Origin of the sequence: Serratia sp. CY56464 (assembly GCF_052168435.1) — a bacterium.
Classification (GTDB): domain Bacteria; phylum Pseudomonadota; class Gammaproteobacteria; order Enterobacterales; family Enterobacteriaceae; genus Serratia; species Serratia marcescens.
On record NZ_JBJNMV010000001.1, the window covers coordinates 670,381 to 685,816 of the forward strand.

Annotated in this window: 35 protein-coding genes; 16 read left to right on the forward strand and 19 right to left on the reverse strand. The window is 49.3% G+C overall.

Going from position 1 to position 15,436, the window contains the following annotated elements:
* Position 1 precedes the first annotated feature (1 nt).
* The 19 genes from ACJ8KE_RS03270 to ACJ8KE_RS03360 all read right to left on the reverse strand — a co-directional run bounded on the left by ACJ8KE_RS03270 (position 2) and on the right by ACJ8KE_RS03360 (position 7,723).
* Complete coding sequence (locus ACJ8KE_RS03270; RefSeq protein ID WP_442517096.1) at positions 2 to 259, reverse strand: hypothetical protein; 258 nt, start codon at positions 257 to 259, stop codon at positions 2 to 4.
* A 231-nt stretch (positions 260 to 490) separates the two neighbouring features.
* Positions 491 to 883 (reverse strand): ead/Ea22-like family protein, encoded by a 393-nt coding sequence (locus tag ACJ8KE_RS03275; RefSeq protein WP_442517097.1) that lies wholly within the window; start codon positions 881 to 883, stop codon positions 491 to 493.
* Positions 873 to 1,058 (reverse strand): hypothetical protein, encoded by a 186-nt coding sequence (locus ACJ8KE_RS03280; protein WP_442517098.1) that lies wholly within the window; start codon positions 1,056 to 1,058, stop codon positions 873 to 875. The genes ACJ8KE_RS03275 and ACJ8KE_RS03280 overlap by 11 nt, the downstream gene beginning before the upstream one ends.
* Positions 1,055 to 1,264, reverse strand: coding sequence for a hypothetical protein (locus ACJ8KE_RS03285; RefSeq protein WP_318431341.1), 210 nt, complete (start codon positions 1,262 to 1,264; stop codon positions 1,055 to 1,057). The genes ACJ8KE_RS03280 and ACJ8KE_RS03285 overlap by 4 nt, the downstream gene beginning before the upstream one ends.
* A complete protein-coding gene (locus tag ACJ8KE_RS03290; protein ID WP_442517099.1) occupies positions 1,261 to 1,833 on the reverse strand; it encodes an HNH endonuclease in 573 nt (190 codons plus the stop codon). Before ACJ8KE_RS03290 ends, ACJ8KE_RS03285 begins: the two co-directional genes overlap by 4 nt.
* Positions 1,830 to 2,447: a hypothetical protein gene (locus tag ACJ8KE_RS03295; protein WP_442517100.1), complete on the reverse strand. Its 618-nt coding sequence runs from the start codon at positions 2,445 to 2,447 to the stop codon at positions 1,830 to 1,832. Before ACJ8KE_RS03295 ends, ACJ8KE_RS03290 begins: the two co-directional genes overlap by 4 nt.
* A complete protein-coding gene (locus ACJ8KE_RS03300; RefSeq protein ID WP_442517101.1) occupies positions 2,444 to 2,740 on the reverse strand; it encodes a hypothetical protein in 297 nt (98 codons plus the stop codon). Before ACJ8KE_RS03300 ends, ACJ8KE_RS03295 begins: the two co-directional genes overlap by 4 nt.
* A gap of 1 nt (position 2,741) precedes the next feature.
* Positions 2,742 to 3,203 (reverse strand): hypothetical protein, encoded by a 462-nt coding sequence (locus tag ACJ8KE_RS03305; RefSeq protein ID WP_442517102.1) that lies wholly within the window; start codon positions 3,201 to 3,203, stop codon positions 2,742 to 2,744.
* A complete protein-coding gene (locus ACJ8KE_RS03310; protein WP_442517103.1) occupies positions 3,200 to 3,379 on the reverse strand; it encodes a hypothetical protein in 180 nt (59 codons plus the stop codon). The genes ACJ8KE_RS03305 and ACJ8KE_RS03310 overlap by 4 nt, the downstream gene beginning before the upstream one ends.
* Before the next feature lie 8 nt (positions 3,380 to 3,387).
* Positions 3,388 to 3,720: a hypothetical protein gene (locus ACJ8KE_RS03315; protein ID WP_442517104.1), complete on the reverse strand. Its 333-nt coding sequence runs from the start codon at positions 3,718 to 3,720 to the stop codon at positions 3,388 to 3,390.
* 29 nt (positions 3,721 to 3,749) lie between these two features.
* Positions 3,750 to 4,151: a hypothetical protein gene (locus ACJ8KE_RS03320; RefSeq protein ID WP_442517105.1), complete on the reverse strand. Its 402-nt coding sequence runs from the start codon at positions 4,149 to 4,151 to the stop codon at positions 3,750 to 3,752.
* Entirely contained in the window at positions 4,151 to 4,756 is a 606-nt protein-coding gene (locus ACJ8KE_RS03325; RefSeq protein WP_442517106.1) for an ERF family protein, read from the reverse strand. The genes ACJ8KE_RS03320 and ACJ8KE_RS03325 overlap by 1 nt, the downstream gene beginning before the upstream one ends.
* Entirely contained in the window at positions 4,749 to 4,904 is a 156-nt protein-coding gene (locus ACJ8KE_RS03330; RefSeq protein ID WP_442517107.1) for a hypothetical protein, read from the reverse strand. Before ACJ8KE_RS03330 ends, ACJ8KE_RS03325 begins: the two co-directional genes overlap by 8 nt.
* Positions 4,901 to 5,101 (reverse strand): hypothetical protein, encoded by a 201-nt coding sequence (locus ACJ8KE_RS03335; RefSeq protein ID WP_042784842.1) that lies wholly within the window; start codon positions 5,099 to 5,101, stop codon positions 4,901 to 4,903. Before ACJ8KE_RS03335 ends, ACJ8KE_RS03330 begins: the two co-directional genes overlap by 4 nt.
* Positions 5,102 to 5,204: 103 nt before the next feature.
* Positions 5,205 to 5,339, reverse strand: a complete 135-nt coding sequence (locus ACJ8KE_RS03340; RefSeq protein WP_020827381.1) for a protease FtsH-inhibitory lysogeny factor CIII — start codon at positions 5,337 to 5,339, stop codon at positions 5,205 to 5,207.
* A gap of 79 nt (positions 5,340 to 5,418) precedes the next feature.
* On the reverse strand, positions 5,419 to 5,778 hold the full coding sequence (locus ACJ8KE_RS03345) for a hypothetical protein (protein ID WP_442517108.1): 360 nt from the start codon (positions 5,776 to 5,778) through the stop codon (positions 5,419 to 5,421).
* Between the two features lie 115 nt (positions 5,779 to 5,893).
* Complete coding sequence (locus tag ACJ8KE_RS03350) at positions 5,894 to 6,106, reverse strand: hypothetical protein (RefSeq protein WP_442517109.1); 213 nt, start codon at positions 6,104 to 6,106, stop codon at positions 5,894 to 5,896.
* Between the two features lie 366 nt (positions 6,107 to 6,472).
* On the reverse strand, positions 6,473 to 6,730 hold the full coding sequence (locus ACJ8KE_RS03355) for a transcriptional antitermination N peptide (RefSeq protein ID WP_442517110.1): 258 nt from the start codon (positions 6,728 to 6,730) through the stop codon (positions 6,473 to 6,475).
* 360 nt (positions 6,731 to 7,090) lie between these two features.
* The gene (locus ACJ8KE_RS03360) at positions 7,091 to 7,723 is read right to left on the reverse strand and encodes a helix-turn-helix domain-containing protein (RefSeq protein WP_442517111.1); all 633 of its coding nucleotides are present in this window, start codon (positions 7,721 to 7,723) and stop codon (positions 7,091 to 7,093) included.
* A gap of 97 nt (positions 7,724 to 7,820) precedes the next feature.
* On the opposite strand from ACJ8KE_RS03360, the gene ACJ8KE_RS03365 reads away from it, so the two are divergent.
* The 16 genes from ACJ8KE_RS03365 (at position 7,821) to ACJ8KE_RS03440 (ending at position 15,272) form a co-directional block, all read left to right on the forward strand.
* Entirely contained in the window at positions 7,821 to 8,039 is a 219-nt protein-coding gene (locus ACJ8KE_RS03365) for a helix-turn-helix domain-containing protein (RefSeq protein ID WP_197801385.1), read from the forward strand.
* A gap of 113 nt (positions 8,040 to 8,152) precedes the next feature.
* The gene (locus ACJ8KE_RS03370) at positions 8,153 to 8,431 is read left to right on the forward strand and encodes a CII family transcriptional regulator (RefSeq protein WP_038876083.1); all 279 of its coding nucleotides are present in this window, start codon (positions 8,153 to 8,155) and stop codon (positions 8,429 to 8,431) included.
* Between the two features lie 34 nt (positions 8,432 to 8,465).
* Positions 8,466 to 8,630, forward strand: a complete 165-nt coding sequence (locus ACJ8KE_RS03375) for a hypothetical protein (RefSeq protein WP_165877134.1) — start codon at positions 8,466 to 8,468, stop codon at positions 8,628 to 8,630.
* 49 nt (positions 8,631 to 8,679) lie between these two features.
* Positions 8,680 to 9,798, forward strand: coding sequence for a replication protein (locus tag ACJ8KE_RS03380; protein WP_442517112.1), 1,119 nt, complete (start codon positions 8,680 to 8,682; stop codon positions 9,796 to 9,798).
* Positions 9,798 to 11,135, forward strand: coding sequence for a replicative DNA helicase (locus ACJ8KE_RS03385; protein WP_442517113.1), 1,338 nt, complete (start codon positions 9,798 to 9,800; stop codon positions 11,133 to 11,135). The genes ACJ8KE_RS03380 and ACJ8KE_RS03385 overlap by 1 nt, the downstream gene beginning before the upstream one ends.
* Before the next feature lie 23 nt (positions 11,136 to 11,158).
* Entirely contained in the window at positions 11,159 to 11,437 is a 279-nt protein-coding gene (locus ACJ8KE_RS03390) for a hypothetical protein (RefSeq protein ID WP_442517114.1), read from the forward strand.
* Positions 11,430 to 11,675: a hypothetical protein gene (locus ACJ8KE_RS03395; RefSeq protein ID WP_442517115.1), complete on the forward strand. Its 246-nt coding sequence runs from the start codon at positions 11,430 to 11,432 to the stop codon at positions 11,673 to 11,675. The genes ACJ8KE_RS03390 and ACJ8KE_RS03395 overlap by 8 nt, the downstream gene beginning before the upstream one ends.
* A 2-nt stretch (positions 11,676 to 11,677) precedes the next feature.
* On the forward strand, positions 11,678 to 11,872 hold the full coding sequence (locus ACJ8KE_RS03400; protein ID WP_442517116.1) for a hypothetical protein: 195 nt from the start codon (positions 11,678 to 11,680) through the stop codon (positions 11,870 to 11,872).
* A complete protein-coding gene (locus ACJ8KE_RS03405; protein WP_442517117.1) occupies positions 11,865 to 12,308 on the forward strand; it encodes a recombination protein NinB in 444 nt (147 codons plus the stop codon). The genes ACJ8KE_RS03400 and ACJ8KE_RS03405 overlap by 8 nt, the downstream gene beginning before the upstream one ends.
* Complete coding sequence (locus tag ACJ8KE_RS03410; protein WP_442517118.1) at positions 12,308 to 12,856, forward strand: phage N-6-adenine-methyltransferase; 549 nt, start codon at positions 12,308 to 12,310, stop codon at positions 12,854 to 12,856. The genes ACJ8KE_RS03405 and ACJ8KE_RS03410 overlap by 1 nt, the downstream gene beginning before the upstream one ends.
* Complete coding sequence (locus ACJ8KE_RS03415) at positions 12,853 to 13,029, forward strand: NinE family protein (protein WP_442517119.1); 177 nt, start codon at positions 12,853 to 12,855, stop codon at positions 13,027 to 13,029. Before ACJ8KE_RS03410 ends, ACJ8KE_RS03415 begins: the two co-directional genes overlap by 4 nt.
* 175 nt (positions 13,030 to 13,204) lie before the next feature.
* Positions 13,205 to 13,384, forward strand: a complete 180-nt coding sequence (locus tag ACJ8KE_RS03420; RefSeq protein ID WP_442517120.1) for a hypothetical protein — start codon at positions 13,205 to 13,207, stop codon at positions 13,382 to 13,384.
* Positions 13,377 to 13,958 carry a recombination protein NinG gene (locus ACJ8KE_RS03425; RefSeq protein ID WP_442517121.1) on the forward strand — a complete coding sequence of 194 codons (582 nt, stop codon included), beginning with the start codon at positions 13,377 to 13,379 and terminating at the stop codon, positions 13,956 to 13,958. Before ACJ8KE_RS03420 ends, ACJ8KE_RS03425 begins: the two co-directional genes overlap by 8 nt.
* Positions 13,959 to 14,145: 187 nt before the next feature.
* Positions 14,146 to 14,637, forward strand: a complete 492-nt coding sequence (locus tag ACJ8KE_RS03430) for an antiterminator Q family protein (protein ID WP_442517122.1) — start codon at positions 14,146 to 14,148, stop codon at positions 14,635 to 14,637.
* 169 nt (positions 14,638 to 14,806) lie between these two features.
* On the forward strand, positions 14,807 to 15,076 hold the full coding sequence (locus ACJ8KE_RS03435; RefSeq protein WP_442517123.1) for a hypothetical protein: 270 nt from the start codon (positions 14,807 to 14,809) through the stop codon (positions 15,074 to 15,076).
* Positions 15,066 to 15,272, forward strand: a complete 207-nt coding sequence (locus tag ACJ8KE_RS03440) for a DUF551 domain-containing protein (protein ID WP_442517124.1) — start codon at positions 15,066 to 15,068, stop codon at positions 15,270 to 15,272. The genes ACJ8KE_RS03435 and ACJ8KE_RS03440 overlap by 11 nt, the downstream gene beginning before the upstream one ends.
* The last annotated feature ends 164 nt before the right edge of the window (positions 15,273 to 15,436 follow it).

Sequence of the window (15,436 nt, forward strand, 5' to 3'; positions counted from 1 at the left end):
CTTAACCTGCTGTAGATTCGACGTTGGCCGGAAAAGTTATTTCGCCTAGCACCGCACCAAACTGCTCTGCGGTAGGAATGAAGTCGCCCGTTCCGACGCTAAAAATGTGGTCTTCAATAGCCTGCGAGAATGCGGTATCGTAAACAGCGATATTTCTGTCACCCATCGTGGCAAATCCCAGGCGCTTTGACGGGCAGCGGTTAAGTACCCTCTGGACATCATTTAGCCATTTACGTTCTGCTGCTGTTAGCTCAGTCATCCTACTCATCCCCCTCTACCCATCCACGCCCTGTACTGCGAATAAGGCCTTTCTTGCGCAGCGCTTGAAGCCTGCGATCAAGAACACGGAATGCCTCATCGCTATCTTTTCCCTCGGCCCCGGCGATTGACGTGCAGTAACCGCGAACACACCCGCTATACAGCTCGACAAACTTAGTTGGCTCCGCATCAATCCGCCGCAAAATTGCCGCGTCCAGATTTTCGTATTTGCTCACTGGTCATCCCCCTCTACGGTGAAGCCAGCGGCGCGAACGGCATCGGCGCAATAATCAACGGCAGCATTAAATCCATCACCGGCAAAAGGCACGTTGCTGGAATCGACCTTTTTCAACCGCACCGGCGTAGCCAGTCGCTGCTCAAGCTCGGCGATGCGCTTATCCTTCGCTTCTAGCTCTGCCAGCAGGGCGAGAACGGCAACAGGGTTAGCAACTGCAATGAATATGGCATCGCGTTTTTCGCTGGCGCCTGCCACGTGAGGCTTATTTCCTTGAGTGATGAATGTTTCCTCTGTGGTGATGCCGTTGAACTGCACGCTGGAACGGAACCACGGACCCGGGGTTGCGGCCATTGCGGCCGCTTTCAGTTCGCTCAGCTTATTTTCCATGACTGTAGTCCTTCAGGTAGTCCAGAAGCTTCAGGATTGCCCAGCAGTAGAGGCTGAACAGTAATCCTGCAAGGAAGTACGAACCGAACCCAGTTGCGGTTACTGTAACTACCTTGATCTGCAGGATTGCCACCACCAAAATCAGAATGCGAATTACGCCGATTAACGTGCTCATAATGCTTTCTCCAGTGCCACAGCGCCTTCTTCCGGATACTCAGCATCGTGAGCGATCAGGCCGTGATAGTCAGGTTCGCCATGTTCGCCCGCGATAGTTCCCTCACCGATCCACACTTCAGTTTCCAGTTGACCGGCATCAGGCTGTTCGTAGTTGATTCCCATCAGGTCGCAGATATCGCAAATTTGTTGGATTGTCAGATTCATAATGCTTTCTCCTGGGCCTCGGCCCGCTGGACTGGTTCTTGCTGTTTGTATGAGTGGCCATAAATAATGGATTCAATAGTTGATGTGCTTACCAGGAATTGAGCCGCCAAGTCCTTCACCTTCTTGCCTCCACTCCTTAGGCTTCTTATCTTCTGCGCCTGCTCATCAGTAAGCTTTGAGCCTGGGTGATTTCCGCCTATTTGATATGTTCCATGTTTCTTTCTGTCATCCGCATTCTCCTTGGCTGTGCCATATTTCAGATTTGACGGACGATTGTCTTTTGGATCTCCATTCAGGTGCCTTACTTGCAGTCCGGCTGGGCATGGCCCATGGAAAGCATCTGCGACAAGTTGATGAACTCCAACTGAGCGAGATTTACCTGATTCAAAAGAGATGCTGACATTCAAATAGCCCTTATTTTTCTTGCATTGCTTCAGGTAATAACTGAACGCAGGGTCAATGCTCGAAACAGATCCACGATTTTTGCCTGTTCCGCGTCGGCGGTGAGAAACAATCCTGCAATCATCTGTCGCCGAGTAACCCGGGTAAGAGGGGCATGGTTTAATCATTTAACCCTCCGGAACGATATCGCCCACACCCAGGGGTTGGCGCCCCAGCTTTCTTCGCCGTAGATGGACTGCCACAATTTCAGGAACCCAACGCGATATAGCGCTTCTGGCGGCGTGATGATGTGTTGCGATGGCGCCACGCCCTCAGCCTTGGCGTCCTCTTCGCTGATATCGTTCAGGCGCTCAACACGTACTGCGGTGATTTCCAGCAGGATGCGGCAGGCGTCACGTGGCATGTGAATTGATGGCACCCAGCGCTTAACCTGGCTTGCCGCTCCATCTTCAGTGGCGGCGCGATATACGAGTCGATTACCGCAATCGCCGAACGTCTCCCGCACCCACAGCCGATCGCCTACCGCTCCGAACGGACACGCATAACCCTCATCTTCACCTGCAACGCCGAAAACCTGACCCGTAGCCGGTTGCAGATAGCCGTCTTTATCGACGACGCCGGGGGTATACCAGCGAGCGGAATAATCCAATTCAAGGGACATATTCATAGGGTGGAAATGCTCAGATGGCTGAACCTTCATAACCCGCCGCGTCTGGGTCTTGCGTCCGTCGAGAATTGCGCGAACCATTTCTCCGTTGAAAATCACTGGGCGCTCTTTCATTTGGCCTCCTGCTGCTTTTCGTCGCCTTCGAATTTAGTCCCGCAGAGAGGGCAGTAGCTCATCATGCAGAGGTGGTCTACTTTGGTCTGGTTGGCAGCCAGCCCGCCGCCTTTGCGCTTGCGGTAGTAGCGGAATTTAAAATTCATCGCTACCGGGGAATGATCGCCGCCGCTGAAGTTGTAGAGTGAGTGCTCGAACCCAGCCTCATCAATCTCGCCAAGGGCATCGCCGACCTTTTCAGAAATGCGTTCCTTGAACAGCGCAGCTGTTTTTTCAAAGCAATTACAGGCCATGTTATTTCCCCTCCCGCAGCTCGGTGGCTTTAAGTTCCGCGACCGTAGCGCTGATAAGCTGGCAGTCACACAGATGCTTGAGGGCTCGCGCGGTAGCCTCATTCCGGATAGCTGCAAGTGCTGCGGAGGTGGCCGGGGTTTTCGGGTCATGTTCAGCAATAAATGAATCAAGCAAACCAATAGGCCATGACGCCTGTTGCTCGTTTATCAATTTTCTGTTCGAATCCTTCAGCGCCTGATTCTCCACAGCCAGCGCATCGCGCTCAGCCTTCAGTGCTGAGATATATCCGTCACGCACTCGAATCAGGGCGTTGAAAAACTCCTTTGCCGCCTCATCTGCGTTTCCTGTGAACGTTAACGGGCTTCCATCTGCTGGGATTTTTAACCATGGCTTTTGATTGGTGAGAAAAGAGAAATCTGAGTTATTAAGCTTTATATTTTTTGACTCTTGCTGATTGTTCATTGCTCATCCTCAGCCCGCACCACAGCATCAACTGGCAGGCATTCGTAATAAGAGGGGAGGTTTTGCGCGGCGATGTCAGCAGTACAGTTCTGGTAATCCGGGTAGATATAGCCAGCAGATTGATAGCTGCAGATATCCGCGCCGCTAGTGCAGATGAGAAGAAATAGTCCGAACATGATGCATCCTATTCAGTTTCGCTAAAGCGCCATTTCTGCCGACGATCAAGCACCATTCCGAGTTGCTTGGCCTTTTTGTCAGCCTTAAGAAAATCAGGAATTCTCTGGCCGTCGGGAAACTCCCAGCAGCTTCCGACGATGCGAACTACCGATATGGTTTTGGTGTTTTTATCCATCTTCGTTTTCTCACTGGAAGGCCGAAGTTCAGGCAATAAAAAAGCCGCGTTTTTCGCGGATGTATTGGTCATCATTTTGTTGGCGCGTTCGTGGGTTTCACCGCGCTTTAGGGCGTCAAAAGCCGCAAGGCATCCCGCGACTATTTCCGCGTATTGTTCTTTCATGAGTGGTTACCTGCGGCTTTGTAGGCTGCTCAGAATGGCGGTTCGTCATCCCAGCCAGATTGATTGCTTTGCTGATTCGAATGCTGATCGGAGTTTTTTTGCGGCTTACCCTGATTTGATACTGACTGCACAAAGCCAATCCTGGCATTTTGAAGCTCAAGCGTGATGGCTTGCCCGTTTTGCCCGTCATACACATCAACGCGGATAGTTTCACCGCTGATTTCAACTACAGATCCCTCAACCAGAACACTACGATAGTAATCAGCTTGCGGGCCCGGCTTGGCAAATACAGCAGCGCTGTAATTCGTCCATTCCTTCTGCTTTTTCTGCCGGTCGTAGTACTGAACACCCGCGCGGATGTTAAAGCCAATGCTATCTCCTGCTTGAAACTCCCGAGCGGATTTGTTGAGTCGTACAGTGATGCTGTGCATTAAATTGGTAACTCCAAGTCAGTTTTTTGGATGTTGTAGACCTCAGTGGCTTTGCTAAGAAGATCATTGTTTCCAGCTAGATTTGCCTTTGTCCATGCAAATGCCTTTTCTAGACCGGCAATATCAAGTGTCGAGGCAGCTGCGGTAAACTTATTGAGCACTTGCTGAGGTGTGGGTTTTTGTTTTTGCGGTTCAGGCTTTGCGGCATTCTCTTGCTTTCGATGCTCATCAGTGTCAGCGTCCTTAGCATCGTCAATGCCGAACAGGCCATTTAAGCAGTATTTGCGGGCATAGGAGCTTGTTGCTCCAGTTACCTGCGCATCATCCATGCCTTTCTTTGTAAGGGCTTCACGAGCCATTGCGGAAGCAGAATGGCTATGCGCACCATCCGTGATTGTTGCCGTCGCTTTCACATAGAATCGGTCGCCAATCTGAACTATCTCATCGCTAATGGAGAGAAAAAGATCGCCAAGCAGTGGCTTAACACCCTCAAGGATGTCCTCGCAGCTTCGATAGTTATAGTTGCCGAACGAGTTACGTTGGTTTTTTGGAGCATTAAGTTCTCGCTGGATTACAGCCAGCTTTTGAATAAATTCTTTACTCATAGCCTATCCCCATCTGTTGAGCCTGACGCTCTGACATAAAGTCGGCAATGGCTTCAATTGCCGCCTGCTCATCAGTCATTTCCTCGACAATCTCCGCAAGCATGTGAGAAACAAACAATCCATCGTCTGCTAGTAATTCCTGGCTCATGCAACCGCCTTATTTTCTGTGACCGTATATCCATTCTCTGCAAGCCACTCAAACACGGCTTTGATATCGAGCTGAGGCATGATCTGTTTCTCATCAACATGACCGAACAAAGCGACACCGTCCGCCTCAATGCGAACCTCACCTTGTCGCTGTCCAGCCTTGGCGTGATATTCGGTGCATACGAATGTCATTTTCATTTCATCCCCCGATAGAAAAGAGAGTTAGCAAGCTGGAATAGGGTGTCGTCGTTCTTCTCTTTGGCGAGCAAGGCGAGAAGCTGCAGTGTTCTTGTCATGTCCATTAGGGCTCACCTCTTTGATTAAGAGTGTCTTTCAACCATCGGCCAATGCAGCGCATCCGGCGGGTGATGATTTCGAGTAATGTTTCAGATTGAGCGCCCATGAGCGGGCACCCAGCGTAAGCAAGTTGCTGCATGGGTAACTCCTGATTGATAGGTATTCATTGCTGAACCAACTCGTAAATTGGCTTAGCGATGGTAATAAGAAAGCCGCACTTAGGCGGCTTCGATCGTTACCTTTAGGAAGGTGGCGTTAATCAGTCTTATTGTTGATAAAACTTCGTATATCATCGATTCGTCACCACTATATGACCCATAAGTCATTTCCATATTTAAATCGCTATCTTTGTTGTATGAGTATTCTCCGCCTTTATATCCGTAAAAAGGTCCGTCATTCACTAATCTCTCAAGATAAGGAATGAATTCAGATAAGGTTGAAGTTCCATTTTCAACAAATATACAAGGCTCTGCGTAAACCCCTCTCCAGCTTCCGCAGTCGTGAGGCCTAAAATCTAGCTGAAGATCTTTATTGCTTGCACAGAAATACATGAACTGGGCAATGCTTGGCTTTTCCATTCTAATCTCCGGGTAAAAAAATGGCCGCACAATGGCGGCCTAAGTGACGATAAGAGGGGTTATGTCTTCTTACTGATACATCATCAAGCCCACTGTGAAATGAGCTTTGTGATGGTCAGTCATTACGAGCTTTCAGCATGGCATCAGCTACTTCATAGGCGTACTCAGCATATTCAGTTGGATCCCATTCATTTAAGTTTGGCCCAGATTGAACTCCAGACATGACCATAGAAGCGAAGTAATCGCGCAATGAAAGCCCTTCTGCTCCATCATCTACCCTGTCCGCTGGTCGCGGGAATGCTGGCCCACCTGTTTCTTTGCTCATCACGTTCTCTCCATCAATCCAATAACCACGCCACACCAGAAGAGGGCGCATGAAACCAACATCCAAAACCAAACCTTTCCTCTGAAGCTCATGCTTACCTCGACTTTTAGGCGTAAAAAAAGCCGCTAGGCGGCGGTATAAATTGCATGCATAAATGGATTTTTTTTACTTAAAACCAAATCAGTTCTATCGCAGTCCAAAAGGCACAAATCATGAATGAGGACCAAAATGGCCCATATACGATCGCTACCGCATACTTTGACCTCCAAGCCCATGGCGTATAAAAAGCACATAATCCAAAAAGCAGTGAAATGCAGAAGTATGTCCCAAGTATTTTATGGATTAGATCCATCGTGTAACCCTCTGCTGTTAACGTGCGGTGATTTTGTTTGATTTGCGATGCCCGGCTGCGAACATCGCTACCTCGGGCAAGCACATCGCTCCGCCTTCAGCTGACTCACGAACTGGCCGAGGGCATGCTTTGTATTCAGTGAGTGAAAGCGCCTTGGCAACTCGCGCATTTCCAACCAGTGCTGAGGCCACATTGCGAGCCAGGATGATGTCTTTGTTGCGCTCTGCCCGATGTGCGATTGCCCGAGCCAGCTTTTTACGTTCTTTGCTGTTCATATGGATTTCTCCGTTAGTTAGCTTTGGTGTCGCCGTCGCCTTGCGTGGGCGACATAAGACGCCTGCTGCCTAGCTTCCGTGTCCGAACTAACGCTTGTCGGAAACAGCGACCCAAAGCCAACTTCTCTTTGGTGAGACCGAATCAGTCTCAATCTGGATTGTTAAAGAGCGGTGCCAAGCTTCCGTTTGGCTGGTCAGCGTCCTGCTGTGAGTTAAAGATACAGATAAAACTGTAATGCAGTCAACAGATAAAACTGTATTATTTGGTGGTAAATACATATGTACCTGTATTTGGTGTGAATTTAATTTTCATAAGGCGAAAAAAAACCGCCATTAGGCGGTTTGTAGGGCAGGGAGTTGCTACCTTTTTCTGCGGTAGATGCGATGTTCAACCATCGTTCCGATGATTGCTATATCCTGCGCTGTGCTGTCCATCTTGGCATAGTCGCTATTGAGTGGGATCAGTTCAAAACAATCATACCCAAACCTTCCAATACCTAATGGCCTGTATTTTTTAAATGTGGCCTCATGGTTTCCATTCTTTGCTACCACAAACTCGCCTGGTGAAGGCTCAACTTCAGGGTCAATGATAATTACATCACCCTCTTTGAAATCAGGTTCCATTGAGTCGCCAACAATACGCAATGCAAAGCTATGCGCTGATAGATCCATGTCGGTCATTACATACTCAAATTCGCCTTCGATATCCTCTATAGGTCTATTCTCCGCTAGCGCCCCAGCCTGCACGTAGCTGATCAGCGGGACTCTCCTGGCATTTAATTCAGAAACAGGCTTGAATGCGCCCCCTTGCAAAAGCCAAGCAGGGTCGCAATCTAACGCCTTAGCAATACCTATAATGTTTCGTGGTTTTTGTGTTTTACCATCTTCTATAGCTTGCCACGATTGTTGTTTTATCCCGGCCTTTTCTGCCGCTCCCGTTTGTGTCAGACCCAATTCTTCGCGCCTGGTTTTTACTCTGTCTGCAAGGCTCATATATGCCCTCCCTTTGCACCGATCCTCACAGTTAATCCTGTCATTGACAAACAGAAGTATCTGTCGCAAAATACAGATAAAACTGTGGAGGTGAGAAATGGAAACTATATCTCAACGCCTCAAACAGAAGCGCGAGGAACTGAAAATGACCCAGGCGCAATTGGCGGCAAAGGCAGGCATGAAACAGCAGTCCTTGCAGCAAATTGAAGCTGGTACAACCAAACGCCCTCGTTTTTTGTTTGAGCTTGCCAGTGCTCTCCAGTGCGATCCGCATTGGTTGCAATACGGCAAAGAGAACGGCAATAACGCCGCATAAGTATCAACGCTCTTTAAACAACTTAACCGCGACTGTTTCGGTCGCACAAACCAAAGTGGCAATCCCCACGGATGCCGCACGTAACTATTTAAACCACAAAGGAAGTATTACGCATGGAAACTGCAAGCACACGCAAGACGGCGATGAAGATTCATTCGTCGCTTCTGAACAAAATCGCAGTAATGGGTCAGCGCAAGTTTGCTGATGCTATGGGTGTTCATGAGTCCCAGGTTAGCCGGTGGAAATCAGGCTTGCTGGAGACTATGAGCATGGCGCTTGCTGTCCTGAACTATGGGATAGCAGACGAAGAAATGGCGGAGTTGGCTAAGCGCCTGGCTGGATATCTGTCACCAAAAGAAAACGCCCCGGAAGTTGCAGCTTTCGAGGCGTGATAGTGATGTTTGGAGAAAACCACTGGAGGAAATTATGGCAAAAAATCGCCGAATTTACAAGACAGAAGAGGAACGACGGCATCCTGATTCACCGGAAGGAATCGTTGTTGCAGCCGCCAATAACCGGAGCTTTGCTGCTCGGTTCATTGGTGAATATCGGATTGCACTGGCAGGGGTGAAGAAGAATGGGCGTCGTTAGAAAATTATCCGACTACCGTAAACCTCATCAAGAGGTCATGGAGCAACGCGTGGCTGATACCGATGATGGGTATACCCGCATAGCTAACGAGCTGCTCGATTCCATTATGTCTAACAACTTTACCGCTCGGCAGATGAAGCTCCTGCTGGCTGTAATCCGTAAAACATACGGATTTAACAAGAAGTTTGATTGGATTAGCGGAGAGCAATTCTCAGAAATGACGGGGATGCCAAGAACAAGGTGTAGTTCGACGAAAACCGAGTTATTGAACATGAAGGTATTGATTACCGATGGAAGGAAAGTCGGTATCAACAAGGTTATTTCTGACTGGTGCGTCGAGCGCCCAGAGCGACGCAGAGAGTATGGTTCTACGAAGCATAAGGCTGGCTACATTTACGTGTTTGCTGAAGATGAAAATGGCCCGGTTAAAGTGGGATTTACCTCGCGAGATGCAGAGGAAAGGCTTAAAGAGGTCAAGTACTACTTCGAAGGTGGCAACCCTAAAGTCTTTTATGTTTCTCCATTTAACCTCCATGCAGGTGCCGTAGAGCCATTGGTTCACCAAGCCATGAAAGGACAGATGATCCGCGGAGAGATGTTTGAAGCAACAGTCACTCAGGCCGTAAATGAGATTAATGCCGTGATTGAAAGTTTTACACCGTATGTAACAGATATTGTCACACCGTCGGTAAATCATGATTTACACCATGAGGGACACACAAAAGACAATATTCAAAAGAAAGAAATAAACATTACCCAAACCCACGCAGTGGGATTGCCGTTGGAAGAAAAATTAACCCCACGGCAGAATGGCACCAATCCGCGAGCCAGAGGAACAAATCCTCGCTCTGCAATGCCAGCTTTCGATCGCGAAAGACTGCGCGACACCTGGAACTGCAAAGCCGATAAACATGGGCTACCAAAAATTCGCAATGTATCGACCACAGTCGAGAGTGGATTGAAGCGTCTCTGGCAGTCCTACCTGAAGCAGTGCAAGGAGATTGGCAGCCAGCCAACAGAGATCAACACGTTCCTGAATGGCTATCTCGCCCATGGCTACACGCCAACGAAGTGGGCTTGTGGCGACAATCCTGAAGGCAAGCGATACGGCATTGAGACCGCACTTCGCCAAGAGAAGATTGACGAAATTCTTTCCCGGGAGGACTGATGGAAAGTTACGAGTTTGAAGAGCAGTTGGTCGGCTCAATGATGATCAAGGGCGACCACATTGACTGCCGTGAAGTCGCCGGAAAGTTACCTGCAGAAGCCTTTGAAAATTTCCACCTCCGCCAGATGTATCAAGTAATCGTCACCCTCCTGAATCAGGCCGAACCAATCGACCAGTTTACCGTTCAAGATAGTCTTTCCGATTCAAGCAAGGACTTAGTGTTGAGCGTGGCGGCGCGCTGTAAGTCTGCAGCCAACATCCGAGCATGGGCAAAACGCGTCCGTCAATGCTGGATGATCCGTAAAGGCATTAGCGATCTGCAGCAAGCAATCTCAATTCTGCAAAGCGTCGGAGCTCATGATATCAACGAGCGAACCGCAGAAGTGGCTAGCGTCCTGTCAAAGGTGCAATTCGAGACCAACGACAAGCTTCCTCGCCGCATCGGTGATTTGCTTCCTGACTACATGGACGTGCTTGAAAAGCGAATGCAGGGCGCTGATTCCGGGATGTACCTGAAAACGGGAATCGACCCGCTGGATGATGAATATGGCGGATTCGACCGCACAGACTTAATTATCATCGCTGGCCGCCCTGGCATGGGCAAGACGGAGCTGGCAATCAACATTGCTAACTCGATTGGTCGGCAGAAGGGTAAGGGCTTGCTGGTGTCGATGGAAATGTCGGACATGCAGGTGGTAGAGCGCCATGTCGCGGATCGCGCAGGATTATCTATCAGCACGCTACGCAACCCGCTGAACATGATTCAAGAGCAATACACGAAGCTCACCGGCGCTACCGGCACGCTAATGGACGAAAACAACTACGTCATTGATGGAGCGTTCACTGCTGATGCAGCTATCGCTCATGCAGAGCGGATGAACATGGACGGCGGCTTAAGCTTCCTAGCAATCGATTATCTCGGACTTATCACAAAGCCAAAAGCAGAGCGTAACGACATTGCCATCGGGGAAATGACACGCAAGCTGAAGCAGTTCTGTTTGCGCAGTAAGGTTCCCGTAATTCTCTTGGCGCAGCTTAACCGCGGCCCAGAAAACCGGGCAGACAAACGACCAAGCATGGCAGACCTGAAGGACTCAAGCTCAATTGAGCAGGACGCAGACGTGATTATCTTCCCGTACCGCGACGAGGTTTACGATGAGCACAGCAACATGAAAGGAATTGCTGAAATCATCATCGGGAAATATCGCTCCGGCCAACCAAAGACGTTTTATATGGGCTGGAAGAATGGTCACTTCGTCAACATCGACCAGGAAGAAGCCGCGATGCGTTATGCGCAGAACGAACAACAAACCAAAGAAGCATCTGGCTGGCGCTAACCTGCCAAGCAAAGGAGATATCCATGGATAAGCAATTAACAAAGATTTTCGTTACCAAATACGCGCTGACAGTCGGCGTTTACTCGGCAATGGCTGAATGCAATTGCGGAAGCGATATGGCCGTGATTCCTGGCGATAGAGCCAAAGGTTATTTTGACGCGTATATGCATAAAGGGGATTTTCATTTCACAGAAAGTGACGCACTTCAGAAGGCCGAAGAAATGCGACAGAAGAAAATCATCAGCCTGAAAAAGCAGATTGCAAAAATCGGAAATCTCAAATTCGAGGTGAAGCATGGATAAGCTACGAGAAGAGTTTGAACAGTGGTGGCAACAAGAAGACTACGATAATCAGCTAAGCAACATCCAAGGCGTGATGTTTAACCGCATCAAACGAGGGATGTTTGCAGCATGGCAGGCCAGCCGAGCAAGCATCGTGGTTGATTTTGATGAGCTGGATTCCTATATGACGGCTGAAGGAACGAGGCTGGCATATAAGGATTACATCCGCTCTATCGGCCTATCAATCAAAGGGAAGTGAAGATGAATAACGAACCAAAATTTCCTGAACTTCCAGTCGAGCTTCAGGTTGCGTTGGTAACTGCTGCAACCGCGATGGCGACGGAAAAAATTAGAGCTATTGGTAGCAATTACAATGAGAGATGTAACTTCTTCGATCGCGAGTACAAGTTGATTTGCGACTCGCTCTACAAAGAGAATCGGGGGAGAAATGACTAAACAGGTCTTCTACCTAAGAAGCCCACAGATACGCCAGAACCTGAAAAACTTCATCGACAGCCTACCACTAAATCCGGACAAACCACTCGCAGTAACCATCCAAGAGCCAACCAGAAGCCTAGACCAGAACGCCAAGCTCTGGGCAACCCTGCGCGACATCAGCGAGCAGGTCGTTTGGTATGGGAGAAAGATGGGCTCTGAGAGCTGGAAGTGTGTTTTCACTGCTGCGCTGAAGAAGCAAGAAACGGTTCCTGGCATAGACGGCGGCTTCGTCGTTCTGGGGCAATCAACAAGCAAGATGACCGTCGGAGAAATGCGCGACCTCATCGAGCTTATAAACGCGTTTGGTGCTGAGCATGGCGTCAAGTTCAGCGATGAATCCCGGCTCGCTATCGAGTGGGCTAATCGATATGGCGATAAGAGAAAGGTGGCGTGATGAGCGACTATACAGGAAGCAATACACCGGTTGAGATACGCGATCTATGGCGAACCCCGCTAGAGCTGTATGCGGCACTGGATGCTGAGTTCAATTTTGTGGGAGATGTGGCTGCAAGCCATCTCAATCATCTTCATCCGGCGTTCCTGGCCAAGGAGGATGACGCATTGTCAGCAGACTGGTTTGATTCTTTCGGCGCTGGCTATCTGTGGTGTAATCCGCCATATAGCGATATCACTCCATGGGTTAACAAGGCCGTTGAAGCCGCTTTTAATGGTAATGGAGTGGTCATGCTGGTGCCAGCTGACCCATCTGTGGGCTGGTTCAAACTTGCCAGAGAGCACGCGACAGAAATCAGGTTCATTACTGGCGGACGCATATCGTTTGTAAGGGCGGATACCGGCTTAGCGGTGAACGGAAATAACAAAGGGTCGATGTTAATCATCTTCAATCACATGCGTCTCGGCGCCGGGCTGACAAGTTTTGTCGATCGCGATGAGTTAATTATCTATGGTGCGTCATCCATAAAATTGGGGATGGCATCATGACACGAAGGCGAAAATCAGCCTGGGATAGGCTGGAAGAAAATCTGATATTCAAGACATCAACCAAAACACCCCGCAAGAAAAAACCAGATCCTGCAGAAGTTAAAACCCTAAATTACACCGCGACATTAGCCGACAGCATGTGGCTGCGTCGTCGCGCCAGGAGAAAGCCATGATAGCGATATTAATTCTTATCGGAGTAATAGCCGCCTGCGCTTACTGCTTCATCGCTGGCCGCAGCTTCGAGTTCTTCTGCAAATACGAGCCAACCCTATCAACCACAAAGATGCTGTTACTCAGCCTCGCATGGCCGGGTAATGCCGTTCTGTTTCTGCTGATGAGGTGCGTACGATGAACGCCATAACCATTACGGAAATTATGAAAGTGCCGAAGAAGTACGGCATAGATATCTGCTGCAGCTGCCTTTCAAAATTGTCAGAGGACGAGTGCTATATCTGCCAGCATTGCAACGACGAGATAGACCGTCAGGCGGATGAGGTTATCGGAAACGCGGAGGATGAAGATGGCTAAAGGCATCAAGCCGCCGAAGCCGAAGAAATGCAGAATATGCCCCACAAAGTTCACTCCTCGAAACTCCCTTCAAATCGTCTGTAGCACTCCATGTGCAATCCAACACGCAAAGCAGCAATCAGAGCGCAAGCAAAAGCAATCTGAGGCATCTGCACGCCGTGAGTGGAACAAGCGCAAGGCTGACGCGAAGCCCTTGAGTCATTGGATATCCATGACCCAGCGAGCCTTCAACGACTACATACGAGCCAGGGATGAGGGAAGTGGCTGCATTAGCTGCGGCAGTACAACGGCAACGGAATATCACGCGGGTCACTTCAGAACGACAGCTGCGGCCGGTCAGCTCCGGTTCAACGAAGATAACTGCCATCTGCAGTGCGCATCCTGCAATGTCCATCACTCCGGCGCAATCACTCAATACCGAATCAGTCTCATCACGAAAATCGGCGCTGGTCGAGTCATGGCGCTTGAAAACAACAACAACCCACACCGATACACCCGAGAAGAGCTTGACGCGATTAGAGCGCATTACAGAGCGAAATTGCGGGAACTGAAAAAACTCCAGGAGGCAGCCTGATGTTCACAAGCATACCTGCAGCAATCGAAGAGGCGAGATTCCTCCGCGCGCTAACCGGCAGATGTCACGGAGTAGTTCAGCGTCCCGGCGGGAACATGGTCGTTAAGGTTATCGACCGGCGAGGAATGCATACGTTGTTCACCACAAAACAAGACCGGCACGGAACGGTTAAGACGGAGGGCATATCGTGAACATCAGCAAATTTGAGCTGGATGATGATCAGCACCAGTGGGTAAACGGCTGGCTTGAGTTGTGGGGTGCATGGGTTTACTCCGGCCGACTCGAGCGACGCATGAGCAACATGATCGCCAAGTTCATGGAAAGCGTAGAGCCAAGCAAGAATCCAAGTAGGACGATGTGCAATGACGATGATGGAATGTTGATTTCTCAGGTCGTAGATTCCGTCATGTTTATCGACAAGAAGGCCTTTGGCATCCTGCTCAGCTACTACGCTCATGGTTCATCCAAGCGAGCCATTGCATCTTACTATCACGCGACTGCAAAACCCCGCAAGATTCACCGCGGTCGATTAGGGGAGGGGTGGCGCAAGCCGTCAGAGGAAACATGCCGGAAAGAAGTGGCTGAAATCCTCAAGGCGAGCTTATATATGCTCTACGCTCCGATGGTAAATGCGTTCAACAGTCGCAAACGTGTAGAGAAAATTAAGCATGTTGCATAGATAATGCTTGACTTTGTTTTACCTATTTACCCATAATAGTGACATAAGCTGCCGTTAGTGACTCTTAAGTTGCTGCGGCAGTTTTGCTATGGCTAGATTGGCCAATCGAAAAGCGGTATCGTCACCGCCTGCCATAGCGAATATTGACGAGCAACTAGACGAGGTTGTTATGAAAATACCATTGGTCGGTGGACCTTATGATGCCAATGTTTACGAAATCAATGTAGACATAAATGGAGCGCCCGAGCTTGAGGTACTAAACATGCCGCGCAAGCAGACCCTTGAAGAAGGGCACATTGAACTTCTAGCTAACGCTCCAATGGCACCAGAAAAGTTTTTGCGCTACCGATTAGTCAGGGTTAATGTGAAAGAATGGATTGATGGTCGCCTTTGCGATTCTCCAGCTAAATGGCGCTGGGAGTATCACTATGAGGCCTGATGATTGGATTAATGTTGATATTCGTCTTCCGGAAAACCAGAAAGATAAATGGTCGAAAGACGTTATTGCACTAAGTGATTCAGGAGATGTATTCAGGCTGGCCTGCATGGGTGGGTACTGGCAAAGAACCAAGGCGTTTATAGAATCAGGCTCAACCAAGATAACTCACTGGATGCCACTGGTATATCCAGATTAAGAATAGGTCGCTAACGCGGCCTTTTTTGATCACAACAGGTAAGAGCATTGACTTGGCAATCCAGGATAGTTCCGGCTGGTCAATGGGGTTAGTGCTCTTTCCGATGTGGTGAATGAGCTAGATGGTGGGGTAAAAGCCTACCATGGCGACGACTGCTAGCCGGG